Origin of the sequence: Burkholderia sp. F1 (genome assembly GCF_050813845.1) — a bacterium.
GTDB lineage: Bacteria > Pseudomonadota > Gammaproteobacteria > Burkholderiales > Burkholderiaceae > Burkholderia > Burkholderia ubonensis.
The window spans coordinates 1878019-1897049 of record NZ_CP172422.1 but is presented as its reverse complement, the minus strand read 5'-3'; the positions used below and the strand labels follow the sequence as shown (position 1 = coordinate 1897049).

The window sequence follows — 19031 nt, the reverse complement described above, 5'->3', positions numbered from 1 at the left end:
CCCGGCCGACGTGCACCGCGGAGGGCGTCAGAACGGGCTGCGCGTCGTGCTGCCGTCGGTGAAGATCGCATCGACCACCTGATAGAAGCCCATCGAGGTGTCGGCCACTTCCCACACGGCGAGGATCACGTGATAGCCGGTGCGGACCGGCAGCCGGCATTGATGGATCGTCGGCTGCGACGGAACGAGGTTCGCGTTCGGGTTCCAGTACGGCTGGCCGGGATTCTGGATCGTGCAGAACGGGGTGGGTTCGAATTGCGCGCGGGTCAGCTTCTGCGACGGATTCCAGTCGGCGCGCGTGATGAAGTAGTTCCAGCGGCGCGTCTTGTGCACGGCGCTGAATTCCCATTTGAAGTTCTGCAGCGCGCCGGAGCGCAGCGGAACCTTCTGCCAGCGGTCCGGCGACTGTTCGTTCAGGAACGGCACCGCGCCGTTCGTGCTGGCGCCGGCGATTTCACCGTCCGCGGGCGGCGCGACGTTCTCCGCATCGTCCGGCGCGAACGAGTCCGACAGGCCGCCCTGCGTGGCCGGAAAGAACTTGCCGTTCTCCATCGCGTTCGCATGCCACGCGTCGACCGGGCAATTCGGGTTCTGGCCTTGCGTGCACAGCACGATGCGCGATGCCGGCTCGGTCAGGCGGCCGTGCGCGTGCGCGCCGGCCATCACGGTCAGCAGCGCCGCACCGGCCAGCGCGCGCATCATGACGGAAGAAACGGATCTTCGGATGGTCTGTTTCATGGGCCCTCACTGCGTTGAAGTCGGAATGGTTGTGCGCGCAACGGCTCGGACGCGATGTCGCCGAATCGCGCGATGACAATCGGCTTTCGCCGACTCGAACCATAGTCGTAAAAAACGGAAAAGGAAATTGAAAACGGATTAATCGACGATTAAATTATCGACGTTTCCGTTTTCGTAGCGGTGATTCGGAATGTGCCTGTTTTTAAAAGAGTATTTTTGAGTGAGGCACATGTTCGCGTGAAGGCGAAAGCCATGGATCCGGTGAAAAAACGGTTATTGCCGGCGTAATCATTTCGCTACCGGATGCGCGAAATTCCGATCGAGGCGGGAAAGACGCCGGCCGGCTCAGGCTTCGACCGGCATCGCGCTCGTGCACTTGATCTCGTCGAGGCAGACGCTCGAATGCACGCCGCTCACGCCGGGGATGCGCATCAGCGTTTCGAGCAGGAACGTGGACAGCCCCTTCAGGTCGTGCGCGACGACCTTCAGCACGTAGTCGATGTCGCCCGTCACGGAGAAGCACTCCTGGATCTGCGCGAGCTCGGACACGAGCTTCTGGAACTTGGATAGATCGCGAATGTGCCCGCGCTCCATCGTCACGTGCACGAACGCGGTGACGCCGAAGCCGAGCGTGTCGGGGCAGAGCCGCGTCTCGTAGCGGCGGATCGCGCCGATCTCCTCGAGCCGCCGGTGGCGGCGCAGCGTCTGCGCGGGCGACAGGCCCACCGCCTTCGCCAGCTCGAGATTCGATGCGCGGCCATGCTCCTGCAGGATCGCCAGCAAGTTCCGATCGATGCGGTCGAGTACCGGTTCAGGCATTTTTGTTTCCTCATCTGTCTCCTGGATGCAATCTTATCTCATAATGTAGGGTTTGCATGAACGGGTTACGAAACCCGATTTCGTCGTCGCGACGCTAAACTGACGCCGGATTTTCGTGCGCGATCGCGGCAACGCGGTTGCGGGCGGCAGTCGGCGGCCGGTTGGGCGGGCTTGCCGACGACGGTCGGGCGTCGCCGCGCGAAAATTGCAGTCCCCAACCTGACGGCCCCACGAAGGGCCGCCGGCACAGCAAAACAGCGCGCGGCACACCGACGCGCACCGCTTCCGCCGGAAGCGGACAAAGTGGAGAAGACATGGTTTCTGAACACGAGAAGGACGGCCTGAAGCGCGGGCTGAAGAATCGCCACATCCAGCTCATTGCGCTGGGCGGCGCGCTCGGCACGGGGCTGTTCCTCGGCATCGCGCAGACGATCAAGATGGCGGGCCCGTCCGTGCTGCTCGGCTACGCGCTGTCGGGCGTCGTCGCATTTTTCATCATGCGGCAGCTCGGCGAGATGGTCGTCGACGAGCCGGTCGCCGGCTCGTTCAGCTATTTCGCCGACAAGTACTTCGGCCACTTCGCCGGCTTCCTGTCCGGCTGGAACTACTGGGTGCTGTACATCCTCGTCGGCATGGCCGAGCTGTCGGCCGTCGGGATCTACGTGCAGTACTGGTGGCCGGGCGTGCCGACCTGGGTGTCCGCGCTCGTGTTCTTCGTCTTCATCAACCTGATCAACCTGACGAGCGTCAAGTCGTACGGCGAGACGGAATTCTGGTTCTCGATCATCAAGGTCGCCGCGATCGTCGGCATGATCGGCTTCGGCGGCTGGCTGCTCGCGAGCGGTCATGCGGGCCCCGACGCGAGCGTCGCGAACCTGTGGCAGCACGGCGGCTTCTTCCCGAACGGCGTGTCGGGCCTCGTGATGTCGATGGCGGCGATCATGTTCTCGTTCGGCGGGCTGGAGCTCGTCGGCATCACCGCGGCCGAGGCGGACGATCCGCAGCACAGCATCCCGCGCGCGACCAACCAGGTGATCTACCGCATCCTGATCTTCTACATCGGCGCGCTCGGCGTGCTGCTGTCGCTGTATCCGTGGGAGAAGGTCGTCACCGGCGGCAGCCCGTTCGTGCTGATCTTCCACGCGCTCAGCAGCGACCTGGTCGCGAACGTGCTGAACGTCGTCGTGCTGACGGCGGCGCTGTCGGTCTACAACAGCGGCGTGTACTGCAACAGCCGGATGCTGTTCGGCCTCGCGCAGCAGGGCAATGCGCCGAAGGTGCTGTCCTCGGTGAACAAGCGCGGCATTCCGCTCGCGGCGCTCGGCGCATCGGCGCTCGCGACCGGCATCTGCGTGGTGGTCAACTACTTCATGCCGGGCAAGGCGTTCGAGCTGCTGATGGGGCTCGTCGTGTCGGCGCTGATCATCAACTGGGCGATGATCAGTCTGATCCACCTGAAGTTCCGCCAGGCCAAGCGCGAAGCGGGACTGCAGACGCGCTTCCGCAGTCTGGGCTATCCTTTCACGAATTATGTGTGCCTCGTGTTCATGGCCGGCATTCTCGTCGTGATGTACCTGACACCGGGCCTGCGCCTGTCCGTGTACCTGATTCCGGTGTGGCTCGTGGTGCTCGCGGTCGGGTATCGCTTCCGTCAGAAGAATGCGGGCTATGCGCTGCGTGAAGGTGCGTCCGCGCAATGACGCAGGCACGGCCGGCCGTCTCTGGCCGGCCACGCCTGACCAGCCGCAAGATTTCTCATCCAACCAGACCGATAAAGCCATGTTCGAACACATCGACGCGTACCCCGGCGATCCGATCCTGACGCTCAACGAGAACTTCCAGAAGGACCCGCGCGACCAGAAGGTCAACCTGAGCATCGGCATCTATTTCGACGCCGAAGGCCGGATTCCGGTGATGGAGGCCGTGCGCGAGGCCGAGACCGCGCAGCAGCGCGAGATCGGTCCGAAGCCGTATCTGCCGATGGTCGGCATGGCGCCGTACCGCGACGCGGTGCAGGCGCTCGTGTTTGGCGCGGATCATCCGGCGCGCGCGGCGGGCCGCATCGCGACCGTGCAGACGCTCGGCGGCTCGGGCGCGTTGAAGGTCGGCGCCGATTTCCTGAAGCGCTACTTCCCGGATGCGCAGGTGTGGCTCAGCGATCCGAGCTGGGAAAACCACCGCTTCATCTTCGAGCGGGCTGGTTTCACGGTGAATAACTACCCGTACTACGACGCAGCGACGGGCGGCCTGAAGTTCGACGCGATGCTCGCGGCGATCGACGCGCTGCCGGCGCGCAGCGTCGTGCTGCTGCACGCGTGCTGCCACAACCCGACCGGCGTCGACCTCGACGAAGGCCAGTGGCAGAAGCTGATCGACGTGATCGAGACGCGCGAGCTGCTGCCGTTCGTCGACATGGCCTACCAGGGCTTCGGCGCGGGCCTCGACGCGGACGCGTTCGCGGTGCGCGAGCTGGCCCGCCGCGGCCTGCCGGCGCTGGTCGCGAACTCGTTCTCGAAGAACTTCTCGCTGTACGGCGAGCGCGTCGGCGGCCTGAGCGTGGTCTGCGAGGACGCCGCCGCGGCCGAGCGCGTGCTCGGCCAGCTCGCGGGCGCGGTGCGGTCGAACTACAGCAACCCGCCGATCCACGGCGCGAAGATCGTGTCGACGGTGCTCACCACGCCCGCGCTGCGCAAGCAGTGGGAGGAAGAGCTCGCCGCGATGTGCCGCCGCATCGCGCGGATGCGCCAGTCGATCCACGACGGCCTGCGCGAACACGTCAGCGGCGAGGCGCTCACGCGCTACGTGAAGCAGCGCGGGATGTTCACGTATACGGGCCTGACCGAATCGCAGGTCGACGCGCTGCGTGAAGTGCACGGCGTGTACATCCTGCGTTCGGGCCGGATGTGCGTCGCGGGGCTGAATGACTCGAACGTCGGCATCGTCGCGGATGCGATCGGCAAGGTGCTGAAGAGCGGCGTCTGAGTAAGTCTGCGAGTGGGCAGGCGCGAAACCGGCTGTTCCCGTTGCGGGGGCAGCCGGTTTTTTGTGGTTCTGCGTGGATTTCGGTGGATGTCGCTCACCGACCCGGAGCGGTCCTTGCTGGCCGCCAGGAGCAGTCGTTCGCCATTGTTGCGTGAGCTTCCGCAGATCCCTTTCACTCACTCGAACTTGCTGAAATCTACTTCTTCTTTGACGAACTTCCCTGTCAACAGGAGTGCTCGTTCGATGTCCGCGACTATCGTCGAGTTGCTCATTGAGGCGGAGACGAACAGTGCCCAGATATCGTCGTCTATTTCATAGTGGCCCCGAGCATACGTCCAATAGCTGAAATAGCGATCCTGCGATAAAGCGACCCGGGGGTCATCAAGGCCGTCTGGATGCGGTACCTGGACAGAATGCAGTGCATCTTGCAGGATCGCGGCGACGTTTGGAAAGTCAACTGCGCGATGGTCGTCAAGTACCTCGACCAGAAGATCGCTACCGTGATATACCGGCCGAACCTGGAATCGAATCAGGTTTGTCATGGCTCGTTTTTCTGTTTCGAAAGAGCGTGGCGAGAATGCCGACTGAGTCTGCGTATCGTTCGACTTTTGCCGACCCTGAACGACCCTTCAAGGCTCTGCAACCCAGCCGCTCATCGTGGAATCAAGCAATTTTGGCAATTCACGGAGCCAGCCGAGCGTTATCGGACACGGCGAAGGCGACACACTGCAAGTGACGACAGAGTTCGCCAAGACACTCGACAAACTGGTCGCGCGATGATGTTGACCCATTCGGACCATAGCGCAGAGCGAGATGCGCCGACCCCACCGGGTCATTCGCCAGGGTGACATTCTGCATCACAACTTTCCGGCTTGACGACGATGATGTCAAAACTCATTGGCGGTCCTTTTGTGCGAGTCAGATTTTGCAGGCAATTCCCGAATTTCTCCGGATTGTCGACGATTCGTGCACCGATGTCGAACGACCGGTTGAATCCGCCGCCGACAGCCGCCGGCCGTGACGGCCGGAGACTGTGAGACTGCCGTTCACCAGCGAACTAGAATGAAATTACGCATGCCACACGCTGCCGAACCGGCGACGAGGGCATGCACAGCGGCGTCGGAGTTTGAATTGCGCCGACCACCGTCAAGGAGAACGCCATGCGTGCTTCAGACGTCATGACTTCCGTTGTCATCACGGTCACGCCGGAGACAACGATACATACGGCGGCCACGTTGCTCGCGGACAATCACATCGGCGGAATGCCCGTTGTCGATGCGAACGGGCGGGTTGTCGGCTTCGTCAGCGAGGGCGATCTGCTGCATCGCGTCGAGATTGGCACGGGCAAGCGTCGCCGTGCCTGGTGGCTCGAGGTTCTCGCGTCGACGCGCGAATTGGCGAGCACCTATGTGAAGGAACATGGGCACGCCGTGAAAGACGTCATGAACGACAGCGTGATCGCGGTGACCGAAGACACGCCGCTCGACGAGATCGCCGACACGTTCGAGCGTTACCGCATCAAGCGCGTTCCGGTGCTGAAGGACAGCGAGCTCGTCGGTATCGTCAGCCGCGCCAATCTGATTCGTGCGCTCGCAAGCATGCCCGAGAAGTCCATGCCCTCGGAAACGCCGGATGACAGCGCGCTGCGCGACTCGGTGCTAACGGAGCTGCGCGACCAACGCTGGGCGTTGCCGCGGGAGAACGTCATCGTCAGGGACGGCGTCGTCCATCTTTGGGGCGTCATCGAATCGGAAGAAGAGCGCCGCGCAGTCCTGGTCGCTGCCGAAGGCGTGCCTGGCGTGAAGCGCGTCGAAAGCCATCTCGAGTATCCGGGCATCATTCCGACGATGTAGCCGAGGCCGGCGACGGACTCGGATGGTCGACGCCTCGTCTTGTCTGAACATGGCCGTTCCGCAGGTTGCAGTGATGACCGTGCGGGTGTAATTTTTTTGCAAGTTGGCCCCATGTTTACCAGTCGCAAGACATGGTCCGTCCGTCACGCTGCATGGTATTTGCGTGGCATCGGTGACGGGGCCGTTCCCAGCGCGTCTGCAAGGAGGCACCATGAACAGGCTCGCGTCGATTCTTCTTTGGGGCGTGCTTTCCGCAGTGGGCGCTTTCGCGCTCGCGACGGTTGCGCTGCGGCATGGCGAGAGCGTGAATGCAGTGTGGCTCGTGACGGCCGCCCTGATCGTCTATTTCATCGCGTACCGCTTCTACAGCAAATTCATCGCCGAGCGGGTTCTGCGACTGGACGATACCCGCCAAACCCCGGCGGAGCGACACAACGACGGCATGGACTATGTGCCGACCAACCGGTGGGTGCTGTTTGGCCATCATTTCGCGGCGATTGCCGGCGCCGGCCCGCTGGTCGGTCCCGTGCTGGCAGCGCAGATGGGCTACCTCCCCGGCGCGCTCTGGATTCTTGCAGGCGTCGTGCTCGCCGGCGCCGTGCAGGATTTCATCGTACTGTTCGCGTCGGTTCGGCGCGACGGGAAGTCCCTCGGTGAAATGATCAAGATCGAACTGGGGCCGGTGCCTGGCTCGCTCGCGCTTGCCGGCGTGCTCGCGATCATGATCATCATTCTGGCTGTCCTGGCCCTCGTGGTCGTCAAGGCGCTGACGGCAAGCCCATGGGGACTTTTCACCATCGCGGCGACGATCCCGATCGCGCTGCTCATGGGCCTCTACATGCGGGTCTTCCGGCCTGGACGCGTAGGAGAAGCGTCCATCCTCGGCGCCGTGCTGCTGTTCGCCGCGCTGCTCGCCGGCAAGGCAGTCGCGAGCGACCCGGCGTGGGGGGCGGCATTCACGCTGAGCGGTCCGCAACTGGCGTGGGCACTCATCCTGTACGGCGCGGTGGCCTCCAGTCTTCCGGTATGGCTGATGCTTGCGCCGCGCGACTATCTGAGCACGTTCCTCAAGATCGGTACGATCGTCGCGCTGGCCATCGGCATCTACGTCGTCGCCCCCGCGCTCTCGATGCCGCAAACCACGCGCTTTATCGACGGCAGCGGCCCGGTGTTTTCGGGCAAGCTCTTCCCGTTCCTGTTCATTACCATCGCCTGCGGCGCTGTGTCCGGGTTCCATTCGCTGATCTCGTCGGGCACGACGCCGAAGATGATCGAGCGCGAGTCGCATATGCGCTTCATCGGCTTCGGTGGCATGCTCGCCGAATCATTCGTTGCCATCATGGCGCTGGTGGCCGCGTGCGTGCTGCAACCGGGTATCTACTTCGCGATGAACGCGCCGGCGGCAGTCATTGGCACCACGGCAGCCCATGCGGCGCAAGTCATTTCCGGTTGGGGGTTTACCATCACGCCGGAGATGATCAACCAGACGTCCGCGAATATCGGCGAAACCACGATCCTGTCGCGTGCCGGCGGGGCGCCGACGCTTGCGGTGGGCATGGCGCAGATACTCGCCCAGGCGGTCGGCGGCAGCGCGATGCAGGCATTCTGGTATCACTTTGCGATATTGTTCGAAGCGCTCTTCATTCTCACCGCCGTGGATGCCGGCACGCGCGTCGGCCGTTTCATGATCCAGGACATGCTGGGCCACGTTTATCGGCCGCTCGGCAATACGGATCTGCTGCCCGCGAACCTCCTCGGTACCGGGCTTTGCGTCGCGTTGTGGGGTTACTTCCTTTATCAGGGCGTGGTCGATCCGCTCGGCGGCATCAACACGCTGTGGCAGCTATTCGGCGTCGGCAACCAGATGCTCGCCGGCATCGCGCTGCTGCTGTGCACGAGCGTCCTCATGAAGATGAAGCGCGAGCGTTACGTATGGGTGACGCTCGTGCCAACCGCCTGGCTCTTGATCACGACGCTGACTGCCGGGCTGCAGAAGATTTTCAGCAGCGATCCGCACATCGGCTTCCTTGCGCTCGCGAACCGGTTCAGCGACGCTGCGGCGCGCGGGACCGTGCTCGCGCCTGCAAAGTCAATTGCGGAGATGCATCGGGTCGCCTTCAATAACTACCTGGATGCAGCGGTTTGTGGCGTGTTTGTCGTGCTGGTGGTGGCGATGTGTTTCTTCGCGATCAGGATGAGCTGGCAGGCGCTGCGCGTGGCACAGCCCACCGCTCACGAGACGCCGATGGTCGCACGCACATAAGGAGAGGGCTCATCATGAAAACGCTGTTTCTCTCAGGACGGGCAACGCAGTCGATGCAGACAACGCACGCCGAGGGTGTCGCTGCTGCAAGTGACGGGCGTCTGTCGGGCGTGACAAGGGCAATACGCCGGGCCTACCTGCAAATGTTCGGGATTCCGGACTATGAGCGCTATGCAGAACATATGGCATCGCATCATCCGGGTGCGCCGTTGCTCTCGCGGCGCGAGTTCTGCGCGTGGGCGGTCGACCGAAAATACGCCCGCAATGGGCCGCGATGCTGCTAGGTTCGTTGCATCAGCGTAGCGGTCGGGACCATCGCAGGCGTGCCGGATCGAGTGGGCCAGGCCGGTGATGGTCCGTTCCCTGTGCGAAACGGGCGTCAGAGTGTCCGACAGGGCCCGCTCGCGAATGGCGGGAGATGGCCGAACGCCGACAATCTCCCCCTCGCGCTCCCCGGTCAACGTCGCTGAACTTTATTGTGCGGTGCGCGATCCTGCACCGCACATCTGTCACCACCACACTCACGGCGGTACGATGTGCGCGTCGACATCATCGAACCGAAGGAGCAAAACGCGCATGAGCATCCGGATCGTACAGCTGGGGTCGCCGCGCGCGGCCGACGAGGGCCTGCGGATCGGCACGGTGCGGCGTCCGCCGCGCGGCGTGCCGAAGGCCGAGTTCGCGTCGCGCAACTATTACGACGTGTGGCTGCCGACGCTGTCGCCGACTCCCGAGCTCGTCGCGCAGGCGCAGGCCGCCGGGACCGATGCCGACTGGCGGGCCTTCGCCCGCAAGTTCCGCGCGGAGATGAATCACGGCGACGCGCCGAAAGTGCTGGACCTGCTCGCGGCGCTGTCGGCGACCACGCAGTTCTCGATCGGCTGCTACTGCGAGAACGAAAACCGCTGTCACCGCAGCATCCTGCGCGAGCTGCTCGCCGAGCGCGGCGCGGCGATCGAGCCGGATGCATCCTGAGCGGCGACGGGCTGTCGCCGGCGCAATGACGCAGGGCGCCAGGCTTGACGCATCCACCGCCGGCAATCAGCCCGCCGCCACATCGAGCGCATCAGGCGCCGCCCACGGCGGCAGCTCGGCCCAGCCGAGCGGGCCGTAGACCGTGCCGCCCGCCGACTCGACCGTCTCGACGAACGTCTGCAGCGTCGCGCCGCCCATCACGCGCAGCGTGCGGCCGTCGAGGAAATTCTCGCTGCGCAGCCACGGCGCGGCGCCGTGATTGATCGAGACGCGCGTCAAACCTTGTCCTTCAGGGCGACGAAGGAAAGGGCGGGCGCCACCGGCGTCCTTTGCCGCGCTTAGTGCGGCGGTTTCTGCTGTTCGATGTACGGGCGCACCATTTCGATAGGTGCACCGCCGCAACTTCCTGCAAAGTAGGACGGAGACCACAGAGCACCACCCCATAGCTTCTTGCGGATACTGGGGTAAATTTTCTGCCGAATCATGCGACTGGATACGCCCTTGATGCTGTTCACCAGCGACGACACGGATACCTTTGGCGGGTAGTTCACCAGCAGATGAACATGGTCGTCTTCGCTGTCGAACTCCACCAGTTCGGACGCGAAGTCGCGGCAGAGATTGGCAAAGATTTCGCGCATGCCGTCCAGTACGGCTTTCGAGAGCGCGTCTCGCCGGTATTGGGTCACGAAGACCAAGTGCACATGCATCAGGAAGACGCAATGCCGTCCCGCCGGATGTCTTGACATGTGCTTATAGGCCACGAGTACGATGTACGAATGCAACGTCTCCAGTCCTTCAAGTTCGAACTGATGCCAACTGGCGAGCAGCAGCGCGATATGCGCCGCTTCGCCGGATCGTGCCGGTTCGTCTACAACAAGGCGCTGGCGTTGCAGAAGGAGAATTACAACGCGGGCGGCAAGTTCATCAGCTACGTGGCGATGGCAAAGCACCTCACTGCGTGGCGAAATGGATCGGAGACTCCGTGGCTCAAAGATTCGCCCGTTCACCCGCTGCAGCACGCGCTCAAGGACTTGGAGCGGGCCTACAAGAATTTTTTCGGCAAGCGTGCGGCATTCCCGCGCTTCAAGAAGAAGGGCAAGAGCGACCGCTTCCGCTACCCCGACCCGAAGCAGATCAAGCTGGATCAGGGTAACAGCCGAATCTTTCTGCCCAAACTCGGTTGGCTGCGCTACCGCAATAGCCGGGGCGTCTTGGGTGAGTTGCGCAATGCCACGGTATCCCAGAGTGCCGGGAAGTGGTTCGTCTCGATCCAGACACAACGCGAGGTAGATCCGTCCGTGCCGCAAGCCACCCGCGCGGTTGGCATCGATGTCGGCGTAGCTCGCTTCGCAACGATGAGCGACGGCACGTTCCTCGCACCGCTGAACAGCTTCAAGCGGCACGAAGCCCGGTTGCGCCGTGCGCAACGGGCCATGAGCCGCAAAGTGAAATTCAGCAGCAATTGGAAGAAGGCGCAAGCCCGCGTCCAGCGCATCCATTCCCGCATCGGTAACGCCCGCCGCGATTACCTGCACAAGGCCACGACCACGATCAGCAATAACCACGCGATGGTGTGTATCGAGGATTTGCAGGTGCGGAACATGTCCAGATCGGCAGCGAGCAACACCGGGAATCCTGGTAAGCATGTTCGGGCCAAGTCCGGCCTGAACAAAGCCATCCTCGATCAGGGCTGGTTCGAGTTCCGTCGCCAACTGGATTACAAGCTGGCATGGAGCGGCGGCTGGCTTATTGCGGTGCCGCCCGCGAACACGAGCCGGACGTGTCCGGCGTGCGGCTGCGTGAGCGCGGAGAACCGGCTCACGCAGGCGCGGTTCGCCTGTATCGAATGCGGTCTCGAGGAAAACGCCGATGTGGTCGGCGCGATCAATGTTTTGGCGCGGGGACACCGCGTGGCAGCCTGTGGAGAGCCGGTGCAGACGGGCCGCTCTGTGAAGCAGGAACCCGCCGAGGCGATCTGAAGCAAGCATCATCGTTTTAGGAGCGGTAGGAATTCCCTGCATTCACGTAGGGGAGGATGTCAACTGCTCTACGCTGCACGCGCAGGCGTGGCGGCCCGCTTCGGGCGGCAGCAGCAGCGGCGCGTCGAACGCGACCTTCAGCACCTGCGTGCGCGAATCGCTGTAGGGCGGCTTCGCCGCATCCTGATAAGGAACCGCCGCCCAGCGCTCGCCGCACTGCTCGTCGAGCGGCAGGCACGTGAAATACGCCCACGGCGCGCGCACGAAGCACAGCCGGTACAGGTCGCGGGCGCCATCGAGATTTGCAATCAATGCCATCGTCGCGTCCCGTGCAGTCCCAGCCCCGTCCACCGGCACGCGCCGCGCGCGGGGCGTTCGCGCGGATCGGGACGATTGCGCCCGAGCGGGCCGGTCTACTTCCTTTGACCGCGGCGCGGCCGCGGCGTTGAGCGGGGCCTCGGGGGACTCGCTTGACGTGGGTCAAGCGTGCGGCGGCGCGCGCCTCTATGCTCACGTCATGGACATGTCGCAGCAATGACGGACAAGCCAATGTCGATGCAGATCGATTTCCCGCCGGATCCGCCGGAATACTGTGCACGCGATCTGATCGTCGCATTCTCGGCGATCGTCGATGACAGCTGTGTGCAATGTGCGATCACAGCCGAAGCGCTCGAGGATCACTTCGGCGCAGCGTCGCTGCTCGAACGGGATCTGATCCACGCGTTCGACGCGCACCGCCCGGAGATCGAGGGCGTCGCGCGCCGGATGCTCGAGGAGATCGGCGGGCGGCCGGTGCTGCTGCACAGCGGTCATTTCCGATTCGGTGGCTGAAGCGGCGTGAAGGTCTCAGGAGGGGGCATGACACTGTCGGGCAATATCCGCGAGGACGACTGGTCGGTCGAGGTCGAGACGCGGCCGGACGCCGGCGGCGGATTCCGCTGCCGCGTGCAGGTCGAGCACGGCGTCGGCGCCGGCCGGTTCCACCATGCGTTCGAGCACAGCGAGGTGTATCCGACCGAGCGCGAGGCGGTGCTCGCGGGCCTGCGGGCCGGCATGACGTGGATCGAACTGAAGCGGTCGCAGACGTTCAACGTATAGAAGAAAAGGGAAAAAGGGGAGCCGCACGCGGGGGCGTGCGGGTAACGCGCGGCGGGGTTGCGCACGCTGCCGGTCGGACTGCGGCCGGCGAGGACAGACCACGCAGTCACTACAGATGAATCTTCGCCGTCTCGCGGCCACGCGGGCGGCGCCATATCAGGCGATCGGCACGAGGGCGGCGCCGTCGGGAGAAACAACATGGGCGTGGGCATGCAGATCGCCTACTTCGGATTCGCCGGTTCGGCCGCACTGGAAGCGGAAGCCGGCGAGCAACTGGTGCGCCTCGAACGGTTCCGCACGCTGATCAGCGGCTGCCACCTGGCGATCGAGTCGCGCGCGTCTGGCGCCGGTCAGCGCGCGTACGACGTGCGGCTCGACCTGATCACCCGCAACAACGAGCTGAGGCCGATTCCGCATTGCGTCGGCGAAGACGCCCACGAAGCGGTGCGCCGCGCGTTCGCGGTAGCCGAGCGGACGCTGATGGCGTGGCAGGTCGGGCAGGGAGCGGGCACGCCCGGCACGGCCGGGCAGGGTTCGCATGTGCTGCGTTGAGCGCGAAGGGCGGCGCCACGGGCGGGTGCGGCGAACCGCAGGGCTTCCCGGCCGATCAGACGCGCGCGAGTCCTTCCGCGTCGATGATGCGCACGCGCTTGCCGTGCGTCTCGACGAGCGATTCGCGATGGAACCGGGAGAACATCCGGCTGACGGTCTCGAGCTTCATCCCGAGGTAGCAGCCGATTTCCTCGCGCGTCATCCGCAGGTTGAACTCGGAGGCCGAATAGCCGCGCGCCTGGAAGCGCGACGACAGGTTCAGCAGGAATTGCGCGACGCGCTGCTCGGCGGACATCGTGCCGAGCAGCAGCATCTGGCTCGATTCGCGGACGATTTCGCTGCTCAGCATCTGGTACAGGAAATGCTGCATCGGCTTCATTTCGCGGCAGGCCGCCTCGAGCTGGCCGAACGGGATGATGCACACGACGCTGTCCTCGAGCGCGATCGCGTCGCAGCAATGCTGGCCGCTGCTGATGCCGTCCATGCCGAACGTCTCGCCGGCGATCTGGAAGCCCGTCACCTGTTCGCGACCGTCGCGATGCACCATGACCGTCTTGAACGATCCCGCGCGCACCGCGTAGATGCTCTGGAACGGATCGTCCGTGCGGAACAGCGCGTCGCCCTGGCGGACATGGCGGGTCGTGCAGATGATCGAGTCGAGCCGGCCGTATTCGGCCGCGGTCAGCTGCGGCGGCAGGCACAGGGAACGCATCGCGCAGACCGAGCAGCGCGCGGCGGGGTGTTTCGGGGCGTCGGCCCGGGCAATCGCGTGAAGCGGCGTCGCAAGCCGCCGCGCGACGGGCACGGCAGCAGCGCTAACGGATGCTGATGACATGATGCACTCCGGCACTTTCAGGTGCGGTGCGCGCGACGCGAGCGCACCAGGGATTCGATGACGTGGCATGCGGCGTCGAATTCGGCGGTCTTGTCGAAGAAGTAATCCGCTCCGGCCATCGCGCATGCCTCCCTGAACGCCGGCGCCGAATGGTTCGTCAGCACGATCGTGACGACGCGCGGCGCGGCCTTCGACAGCATGCCGATCAGGTCGAGGCCGCTGCCGTCCGCGAGCCGCAGGTCGACGATCACGACATCCGCCTGGCACCGGCGGATGTGCGTCCACGCACCTTGGCCGTCCTCCGCTTCACCCACGATGTCGACGCCACGGATCGTGCTGACGAGCAGCGCGATCCTGCGCCGTACCGCGACGGCGTGATCGACGAGGAACACACGGAGCGCGACGGATGACAGGCTGGCATTCATGAAAGCCAGTATCCGGTTGCGACGCCAAAAAGGAAATCGGCCGAATTGGAAGTTTGCGTAGGCCGCTTCGCCGCGTTGTAGGGTTTTTCCTACATTCGCCGCGGCGATGGGGCCGAAACGCAGTGGGGCCGAAACCCGTGCCGCAGCGGCCGGATCAGCCGGCCCGGCGTGCGTCGAGCGCGTCGCGCGCCGCGCGGCAGGCGGCGAGATCCCACGCCGCGCAGCCGACGCTCTTGAACAGCAGCGGCCCGCCGCGCACGAATGCGCCGCCGAGCACGTCGGCGAGCGAAGCAACGTTGCGCCAGTCCACCTGCGCGAGGATCAGGTCGCCCGCCTCGTGGCGTGCGCCGGCCGGGTCGTCGACGACGAGCCGGCTGTTGCGCACGGTGTCCGCGTCGATTTCCGCCGCGTCGGGGGTGAACGCGCCGACGCCGACCACCAGCCGGCCTTCGCGCGCGGCTTCGCGGTAGACCGGCGTGCGGCTGGTCGTCAGCGTGACGACGACGTCGACGGTGTCCGGAATGCCGTCGCCGTCGAGCGGCGCGAGCCGCGGCGCATGGGCGCGCTGGGCGTCGCAGAACGCGGCGGCGCTTGCGGCGCGGGTGCCGTGCACCAGCAGGCGCGCGCCCGGAAAGATCGTCGCGAGCGCTTCCGCGTGATTGGCCGCCTGCCGGCCGGTGCCGATCAGCAGGATCTCGCGCGGCGCGTCGCCGTGCAGCGCCTGGATGCCGAGCGCGGTCACCGCGGCGGTCCGCCGCCCGGTGACCGTCGGGCCGTCGAGCACGAAACGCATTTCGCCCGTCGTCGCGTCGCACGCGATCACCTGTCCGAGTATCGTCGGCAGCCCGCGCGCGGCGTTGCCGGGGCAGACGTTGACGAGCTTGTGGATCGCGATGTCATGCGCACTCGATGGCATCGACAGCATCACGCCGCCCGCCTGCAGCGGCACGACGAGACGCTCGGGGCTGACGATCCCGCCCGCCGCGTACTCGACGACGGTTTGCCGGAGGGCGGCGAGCAGCGCCGGATAGTCGAGCAACGCGGCCGTCGCGGCCGCGCCAAAAACGGGAGTCTGGGAGAGAGCAGTCATCGTGTGCGTCGGTTGAGCGTGGACGGCGGGCGGACAGCGCGCCCGGTGCTGGGTTGCCGGATACCGCGAGATGGACAGTCTGGATCGAATCTATACCAATTTGTGGCGACATGACAAGCCGGAAAATAAAACGCCCGGGTGCTTTTGGTTCTAATATCTGTCCAGAGAGGGGCGGCGGCGCGGCGCTCCGCGATATAGTGCGAACCCGTCCACGACCCCGAACATCCGGCAGGAGCCCCACGATGTCGTCCGCGCGCACCGAATTCCTCGAAAACGGCTTCCGGCCGCTGCAAATCTACGAGCAGGTTGCCGAAAAGATCCGCGACGAGATCCGCGCGGGGCGCTATGCGCCCGACACCCGGCTGCCGTCGGAGCGCGAGCTCGCGGCGCTGTTCCAGGTCGGCCGCCCGGCCGTGCGCGAGGCGCTCGGCGCGCTGCAGAACGAAGGGCTCGTGTTCACGAAGCGCAATTCGGGCACCTACGTCGTGTCGGCCCCGCTCGACGTGCTGGCGCGGCGCGGCGACCGGTACGCCGCGGCCGAGGCCGATTTCAGCCCGACCTCGACCCTCGACGTGCGGCTGATCATCGAACCGGCGATCGCGCGCCTCGCGGCCGCGCATCGCAGGCCGGACCCGGTCGCCGAACGCTATCTCGCGCAGATGGAAACGATCACCGACGTCGACGATCCGCAGCAGCGCGCGCTGTGGAACGAAAGCGACCGGCTGTTCCATCGCCAGCTCGCGCTGATGACGGGCGACGCGCTGATCGTGAAGATCGCCGACGAAGTCGCGAAGACGATGGACCAGCCGCTGTGGAAGCGCCTTAAGGACGACGGGATCTACGACGCGGGCCGGATCCGGCTCTACGTGTCCGAGCACCGGCTGATCTACGAGGCGATCGTCGCCGGCGACGCCGACGCGGCCGCGTTCTACGTCGAGCAGCACATCCTGCGCGTGCGGCGCGACATCGCGCCGAAGTGAGCGGGGCGTCCTTGTTCTGTCGTTCTGGTCTGATTTATAACCAGAAGACGGGGCCGATTTTTGAATCTGCTTGAATAATGACCAGTGGTGTCCTACATTGGTTCGACTAAAACCAATCAGGAGACACACCATGCGTCCACTCGTCATTGCGCTCGCCGTGGCCGTCGCCACCGGTGCGCTGGCTTCCGCACATGCGCAGGAAGTCGTCATGCTCGGCCATTCGGCGCCGCTCACGGGCCCGCAGGCCGCGAACGGCAAGGACAACGAAAACGGCGCCCGCCTCGCGGTCGACGAGCTCAACAAGCAGGGCCTGAAGGTCGGCGGCAAGACCGTCACGTTCAAGCTGGCGTCCGACGACGACCAGGCCGATCCGAAAGCCGGCGTGCAGGTCGCGCAGAATCTGGTCGACAAGGGCGTCGTCGCGGTGCTCGGGCCGTACAACTCGGGCGTCGCGATCCCGGCGTCGCGCGTGTACAGCAACGCGGGCGTGCCGATGCTGCCGGTCGCGTCGAATCCGGCGCTCACGAAACAGGGCTTCAAGAACATCTTCCGGATCGGCGCAAGCGACGAGCAGCTCGGCGGCACGATGGCCGTGTTCGCCGCGAAGTCGCTCCACGCGAAGACCGCCGCGATCATCGACGATCGCACCGCCTACGGCCAGGGTGTCGCCGAGCAGTTCTCGAACGTCGCGAAGGCGAACGGGATCAGGATCGTCGACCAGGAATTCACGAATTCGTCCGCGACCGACTTCCTCGGCATCCTGACGAAGATCAAGGCGACCAACCCTGACGTGATCTTCTTCGGCGGCTACGCGGCGCAGGGCGCGCCGATGGCCAAGCAGATGAAGCAGCGCGGCTTGCGCGCGAAGCTGCTCGGCGGCGACGGGATCTGCTCGGCCGACATGGGCAAGGTGGCGGGCGACGCCGCATCGATCGTCTACTGCGCGCAAGGCGGCGTCGCGCTCGAGAAGACGCCCGCCGGGCGCGAGTTCCTGAAGAAGTACCACGACACGTATCACGCCGACCCGCAGGTGTACGGCGTCAACTACTACGACGGCGTGAAGCTGTTGGCCGACGCGATGGTCAAGGCCGGCACGACGACCGACAAGGCGAAGCTCATCGCGCAGCTGGCAAAGTCGGACTACAAGGGCGTCGCGGGCACCTATTCGTTCGATGCGAACGGCGACCTGAAGGGCGCGCCGACGACCGTCTACGTGATCCGCAACGGCTTGCCGGTGCCGCACGGCGAATGATCGCCGCGCGCGGCCGGCGTGCCCGCCGGCCGCCGCTGCGTTCCCGATCCCCTTCCCATGAACAGCCGATGAAAATTTCCCGATCGATTTCCACTGTCGAAGTCCACACCGGCGGCGAAGCGTTCCGCATCGTCACGAGCGGGCTGCCGCGTCTGCCGGGCGACACGATCGTCCAGCGCCGCGCGTGGCTGAAGGACCACGCCGACGAGATTCGCCGCGCGCTGATGTTCGAGCCGCGCGGCCACGCCGACATGTACGGCGGCTACCTGACCGAGCCCGTGTCGCCGCACGCGGATTTCGGCGTGATCTTCCTGCACAACGAGGGCTACAGCGACCATTGCGGGCATGGCGTGATCGCGCTGGCGACCGCCGCGGTCGAGCTCGGCTGGGTGCAGCGCACGGCCCCGGAAACGCGGGTCGGCATCGACGCGCCGTGCGGCTTCATCGAGGCGTTCGTCAAGTGGGACGGCGAGCACGCGGGGCCGGTGCGCTTCGTCAACGTGCCGTCGTTCATCTGGAAGCGCGACGTGACGGTCGACACGCCGACGTTCGGCGCGGTGACGGGTGACATCGCGTACGGCGGCGCATTCTATTTCTACGTCGACGGCGTGCCGTTCGACCTGCCGGTGCGCGAGGCCGCGGTCGAGCAACTGATCCGCTTCGGCGCGGAAGTGAAGGCGGCCGCGAACGCCGCGCATCCGGTCGTGCATCCCGAGATTCCGGAGATCAACCACATCTACGGGACGATCATCGCGGGCGCGCCGCGCCACCCGGGCTCGACGCAGGCGAACTGCTGCGTGTTCGCGGACCGCGAGGTCGACCGTTCGCCGACCGGCTCCGGCACCGGCGGCCGCGTCGCGCAGCTATATCAGCGCGGGCTGCTGGCGGCTGGCGACACACTTGTCAACGAATCGATCGTCGGCACGATCTTCAAGGGCCGCGTGCTGCGCGAGACGACCGTCGGCGGAATCCCGGCGGTGATCCCGGAGGTGGAGGGCAGCGCGTACGTGTGCGGCTTCGCGAACTGGATCATCGACGAACGCGATCCGCAGGCGTACGGGTTTCTCGTGCGCTGAGCGCGCGCACGGCCGCCGGCACGGGCTGAACCGGTTGCAGTACCAGGCTTGGCGCGCGGTTCCGGTTGCCGGACGCGCGCCTTTTTTGCGCGCATCGCCGGTCCGGCGGCCAGC

The 19031-nt window shown here is 65.2% G+C and carries 21 protein-coding genes and 1 pseudogene; 13 read left to right on the top strand and 9 right to left on the bottom strand.

Translation table 11 applies throughout. The features are described 5' to 3' along the window. Positions 1-27: 27 nt before the first annotated feature. Positions 28-702 (bottom strand): lytic polysaccharide monooxygenase, encoded by a 675-nt coding sequence (locus tag ACFIMZ_RS27490; protein WP_431825376.1) that lies wholly within the window; start codon positions 700-702, stop codon positions 28-30. A 381-nt stretch (positions 703-1083) separates the two neighbouring features. Continuing rightward, a complete protein-coding gene (locus ACFIMZ_RS27485; protein ID WP_059649921.1) occupies positions 1084-1557 on the bottom strand; it encodes an Lrp/AsnC family transcriptional regulator in 474 nt (157 codons plus the stop codon). Positions 1558-1871: 314 nt separating this feature from the next. Here ACFIMZ_RS27485 and ACFIMZ_RS27480 point away from each other — a divergent pair, with 314 nt between their 5' ends. Both ACFIMZ_RS27480 and ACFIMZ_RS27475 read left to right on the top strand, forming a co-directional pair. Further along, complete coding sequence (locus ACFIMZ_RS27480) at positions 1872-3257, top strand: amino acid permease (protein WP_431822628.1); 1386 nt, start codon at positions 1872-1874, stop codon at positions 3255-3257. 79 nt (positions 3258-3336) lie between these two features. Then, positions 3337-4539, top strand: a complete 1203-nt coding sequence (locus ACFIMZ_RS27475) for an amino acid aminotransferase (protein WP_431822627.1) — start codon at positions 3337-3339, stop codon at positions 4537-4539. Positions 4540-4715: 176 nt separating this feature from the next. On the opposite strand, the gene ACFIMZ_RS27470 is transcribed toward ACFIMZ_RS27475, so the two are convergent. Next, entirely contained in the window at positions 4716-5081 is a 366-nt protein-coding gene (locus ACFIMZ_RS27470) for a hypothetical protein (RefSeq protein WP_431822626.1), read from the bottom strand. 618 nt (positions 5082-5699) lie between these two features. Between ACFIMZ_RS27470 and ACFIMZ_RS27465 the strand changes: the two genes are divergently transcribed. The 4 genes from ACFIMZ_RS27465 (at position 5700) to ACFIMZ_RS27450 (ending at position 9630) form a co-directional block, all read left to right on the top strand. Continuing rightward, the gene (locus ACFIMZ_RS27465) at positions 5700-6392 is read left to right on the top strand and encodes a CBS domain-containing protein (RefSeq protein ID WP_431822625.1); all 693 of its coding nucleotides are present in this window, start codon (positions 5700-5702) and stop codon (positions 6390-6392) included. A 211-nt stretch (positions 6393-6603) separates the two neighbouring features. Next, complete coding sequence (locus ACFIMZ_RS27460; RefSeq protein ID WP_431822624.1) at positions 6604-8655, top strand: carbon starvation CstA family protein; 2052 nt, start codon at positions 6604-6606, stop codon at positions 8653-8655. A gap of 14 nt (positions 8656-8669) precedes the next feature. Further along, positions 8670-8939 (top strand): YbdD/YjiX family protein, encoded by a 270-nt coding sequence (locus tag ACFIMZ_RS27455; protein WP_431822623.1) that lies wholly within the window; start codon positions 8670-8672, stop codon positions 8937-8939. Positions 8940-9231: 292 nt separating this feature from the next. Further along, the gene (locus ACFIMZ_RS27450) at positions 9232-9630 is read left to right on the top strand and encodes a DUF488 domain-containing protein (protein WP_431822622.1); all 399 of its coding nucleotides are present in this window, start codon (positions 9232-9234) and stop codon (positions 9628-9630) included. Positions 9631-9696: 66 nt separating this feature from the next. On the opposite strand, the gene ACFIMZ_RS27445 is transcribed toward ACFIMZ_RS27450, so the two are convergent. After that, positions 9697-9909, bottom strand: a complete 213-nt coding sequence (locus ACFIMZ_RS27445; RefSeq protein ID WP_431822621.1) for a hypothetical protein — start codon at positions 9907-9909, stop codon at positions 9697-9699. A gap of 59 nt (positions 9910-9968) precedes the next feature. Beyond that, positions 9969-10376 carry an IS200/IS605 family transposase gene (gene tnpA, locus ACFIMZ_RS27440; protein WP_431825375.1) on the bottom strand — a complete coding sequence of 136 codons (408 nt, stop codon included), beginning with the start codon at positions 10374-10376 and terminating at the stop codon, positions 9969-9971. Positions 10377-10406: 30 nt separating this feature from the next. Between tnpA and ACFIMZ_RS27435 the strand changes: the two genes are divergently transcribed. After that, positions 10407-11609, top strand: a complete 1203-nt coding sequence (locus tag ACFIMZ_RS27435) for an RNA-guided endonuclease InsQ/TnpB family protein (protein ID WP_431822620.1) — start codon at positions 10407-10409, stop codon at positions 11607-11609. Between the two features lie 69 nt (positions 11610-11678). Here the strand turns inward: ACFIMZ_RS27435 and ACFIMZ_RS27430 are convergent. Then, positions 11679-11927: pseudogene (locus ACFIMZ_RS27430) on the bottom strand (hypothetical protein); the annotation flags it as partial. A gap of 237 nt (positions 11928-12164) precedes the next feature. Between ACFIMZ_RS27430 and ACFIMZ_RS27425 the strand changes: the two are divergent. From ACFIMZ_RS27425 to ACFIMZ_RS27415, 3 genes are all read left to right on the top strand, one after another. Further along, positions 12165-12440, top strand: coding sequence for a DUF1488 domain-containing protein (locus ACFIMZ_RS27425; protein WP_431825374.1), 276 nt, complete (start codon positions 12165-12167; stop codon positions 12438-12440). 27 nt (positions 12441-12467) lie between these two features. Beyond that, a complete protein-coding gene (locus ACFIMZ_RS27420; protein ID WP_431822619.1) occupies positions 12468-12707 on the top strand; it encodes a UDP-glucose 4-epimerase in 240 nt (79 codons plus the stop codon). A 198-nt stretch (positions 12708-12905) separates the two neighbouring features. Beyond that, positions 12906-13259, top strand: a complete 354-nt coding sequence (locus ACFIMZ_RS27415; protein WP_431822618.1) for a metal ABC transporter ATPase — start codon at positions 12906-12908, stop codon at positions 13257-13259. Positions 13260-13314: 55 nt separating this feature from the next. Here the strand turns inward: ACFIMZ_RS27415 and ACFIMZ_RS27410 are convergent, their stop codons facing one another. From ACFIMZ_RS27410 to lhpI, 3 genes are all read right to left on the bottom strand, one after another. Continuing rightward, positions 13315-14094 (bottom strand): helix-turn-helix domain-containing protein, encoded by a 780-nt coding sequence (locus tag ACFIMZ_RS27410; RefSeq protein ID WP_059535706.1) that lies wholly within the window; start codon positions 14092-14094, stop codon positions 13315-13317. A 17-nt stretch (positions 14095-14111) separates the two neighbouring features. Continuing rightward, positions 14112-14519 carry a response regulator gene (locus tag ACFIMZ_RS27405; RefSeq protein ID WP_431822617.1) on the bottom strand — a complete coding sequence of 136 codons (408 nt, stop codon included), beginning with the start codon at positions 14517-14519 and terminating at the stop codon, positions 14112-14114. Between the two features lie 154 nt (positions 14520-14673). Further along, complete coding sequence (lhpI, locus tag ACFIMZ_RS27400; protein WP_431822616.1) at positions 14674-15609, bottom strand: bifunctional Delta(1)-pyrroline-2-carboxylate/Delta(1)-piperideine-2-carboxylate reductase; 936 nt, start codon at positions 15607-15609, stop codon at positions 14674-14676. A 242-nt stretch (positions 15610-15851) separates the two neighbouring features. Between lhpI and ACFIMZ_RS27395 the strand changes: the two genes are divergently transcribed. From ACFIMZ_RS27395 to lhpH, 3 genes are all read left to right on the top strand, one after another. Continuing rightward, on the top strand, positions 15852-16589 hold the full coding sequence (locus ACFIMZ_RS27395) for a FadR/GntR family transcriptional regulator (protein ID WP_431822615.1): 738 nt from the start codon (positions 15852-15854) through the stop codon (positions 16587-16589). 130 nt (positions 16590-16719) lie between these two features. Then, on the top strand, positions 16720-17841 hold the full coding sequence (locus ACFIMZ_RS27390; protein WP_431822614.1) for a branched-chain amino acid ABC transporter substrate-binding protein: 1122 nt from the start codon (positions 16720-16722) through the stop codon (positions 17839-17841). Positions 17842-17909: 68 nt separating this feature from the next. After that, entirely contained in the window at positions 17910-18917 is a 1008-nt protein-coding gene (gene lhpH, locus ACFIMZ_RS27385; RefSeq protein ID WP_431822613.1) for a trans-3-hydroxy-L-proline dehydratase, read from the top strand. Positions 18918-19031 lie beyond the last annotated feature (114 nt).

Excerpts from the sequence above, each read along its gene's own strand:
- ACFIMZ_RS27490 (WP_431825376.1), bottom strand. The coding sequence starts at position 702 with ATGATGCGCGCGCTGGCCGGTGCGGCGCTGCTGACCGTGATGGCCGGC.
- ACFIMZ_RS27485 (WP_059649921.1), bottom strand. The coding sequence starts at position 1,557 with ATGCCTGAACCGGTACTCGACCGCATCGATCGGAACTTGCTGGCGATC.
- ACFIMZ_RS27480 (WP_431822628.1), top strand. The coding sequence starts at position 1,872 with ATGGTTTCTGAACACGAGAAGGACGGCCTGAAGCGCGGGCTGAAGAAT.
- ACFIMZ_RS27475 (WP_431822627.1), top strand. The coding sequence starts at position 3,337 with ATGTTCGAACACATCGACGCGTACCCCGGCGATCCGATCCTGACGCTC.
- ACFIMZ_RS27470 (WP_431822626.1), bottom strand. The coding sequence starts at position 5,081 with ATGACAAACCTGATTCGATTCCAGGTTCGGCCGGTATATCACGGTAGC.
- ACFIMZ_RS27465 (WP_431822625.1), top strand. The coding sequence starts at position 5,700 with ATGCGTGCTTCAGACGTCATGACTTCCGTTGTCATCACGGTCACGCCG.
- ACFIMZ_RS27460 (WP_431822624.1), top strand. The coding sequence starts at position 6,604 with ATGAACAGGCTCGCGTCGATTCTTCTTTGGGGCGTGCTTTCCGCAGTG.
- ACFIMZ_RS27455 (WP_431822623.1), top strand. The coding sequence starts at position 8,670 with ATGAAAACGCTGTTTCTCTCAGGACGGGCAACGCAGTCGATGCAGACA.
- ACFIMZ_RS27450 (WP_431822622.1), top strand. The coding sequence starts at position 9,232 with ATGAGCATCCGGATCGTACAGCTGGGGTCGCCGCGCGCGGCCGACGAG.
- tnpA (WP_431825375.1), bottom strand. The coding sequence starts at position 10,376 with ATGTCAAGACATCCGGCGGGACGGCATTGCGTCTTCCTGATGCATGTG.
- ACFIMZ_RS27435 (WP_431822620.1), top strand. The coding sequence starts at position 10,407 with ATGCAACGTCTCCAGTCCTTCAAGTTCGAACTGATGCCAACTGGCGAG.
- ACFIMZ_RS27425 (WP_431825374.1), top strand. The coding sequence starts at position 12,165 with ATGCAGATCGATTTCCCGCCGGATCCGCCGGAATACTGTGCACGCGAT.
- ACFIMZ_RS27420 (WP_431822619.1), top strand. The coding sequence starts at position 12,468 with ATGACACTGTCGGGCAATATCCGCGAGGACGACTGGTCGGTCGAGGTC.
- ACFIMZ_RS27415 (WP_431822618.1), top strand. The coding sequence starts at position 12,906 with ATGGGCGTGGGCATGCAGATCGCCTACTTCGGATTCGCCGGTTCGGCC.
- ACFIMZ_RS27410 (WP_059535706.1), bottom strand. The coding sequence starts at position 14,094 with ATGTCATCAGCATCCGTTAGCGCTGCTGCCGTGCCCGTCGCGCGGCGG.
- ACFIMZ_RS27405 (WP_431822617.1), bottom strand. The coding sequence starts at position 14,519 with ATGAATGCCAGCCTGTCATCCGTCGCGCTCCGTGTGTTCCTCGTCGAT.
- lhpI (WP_431822616.1), bottom strand. The coding sequence starts at position 15,609 with ATGACTGCTCTCTCCCAGACTCCCGTTTTTGGCGCGGCCGCGACGGCC.
- ACFIMZ_RS27395 (WP_431822615.1), top strand. The coding sequence starts at position 15,852 with ATGTCGTCCGCGCGCACCGAATTCCTCGAAAACGGCTTCCGGCCGCTG.
- ACFIMZ_RS27390 (WP_431822614.1), top strand. The coding sequence starts at position 16,720 with ATGCGTCCACTCGTCATTGCGCTCGCCGTGGCCGTCGCCACCGGTGCG.
- lhpH (WP_431822613.1), top strand. The coding sequence starts at position 17,910 with ATGAAAATTTCCCGATCGATTTCCACTGTCGAAGTCCACACCGGCGGC.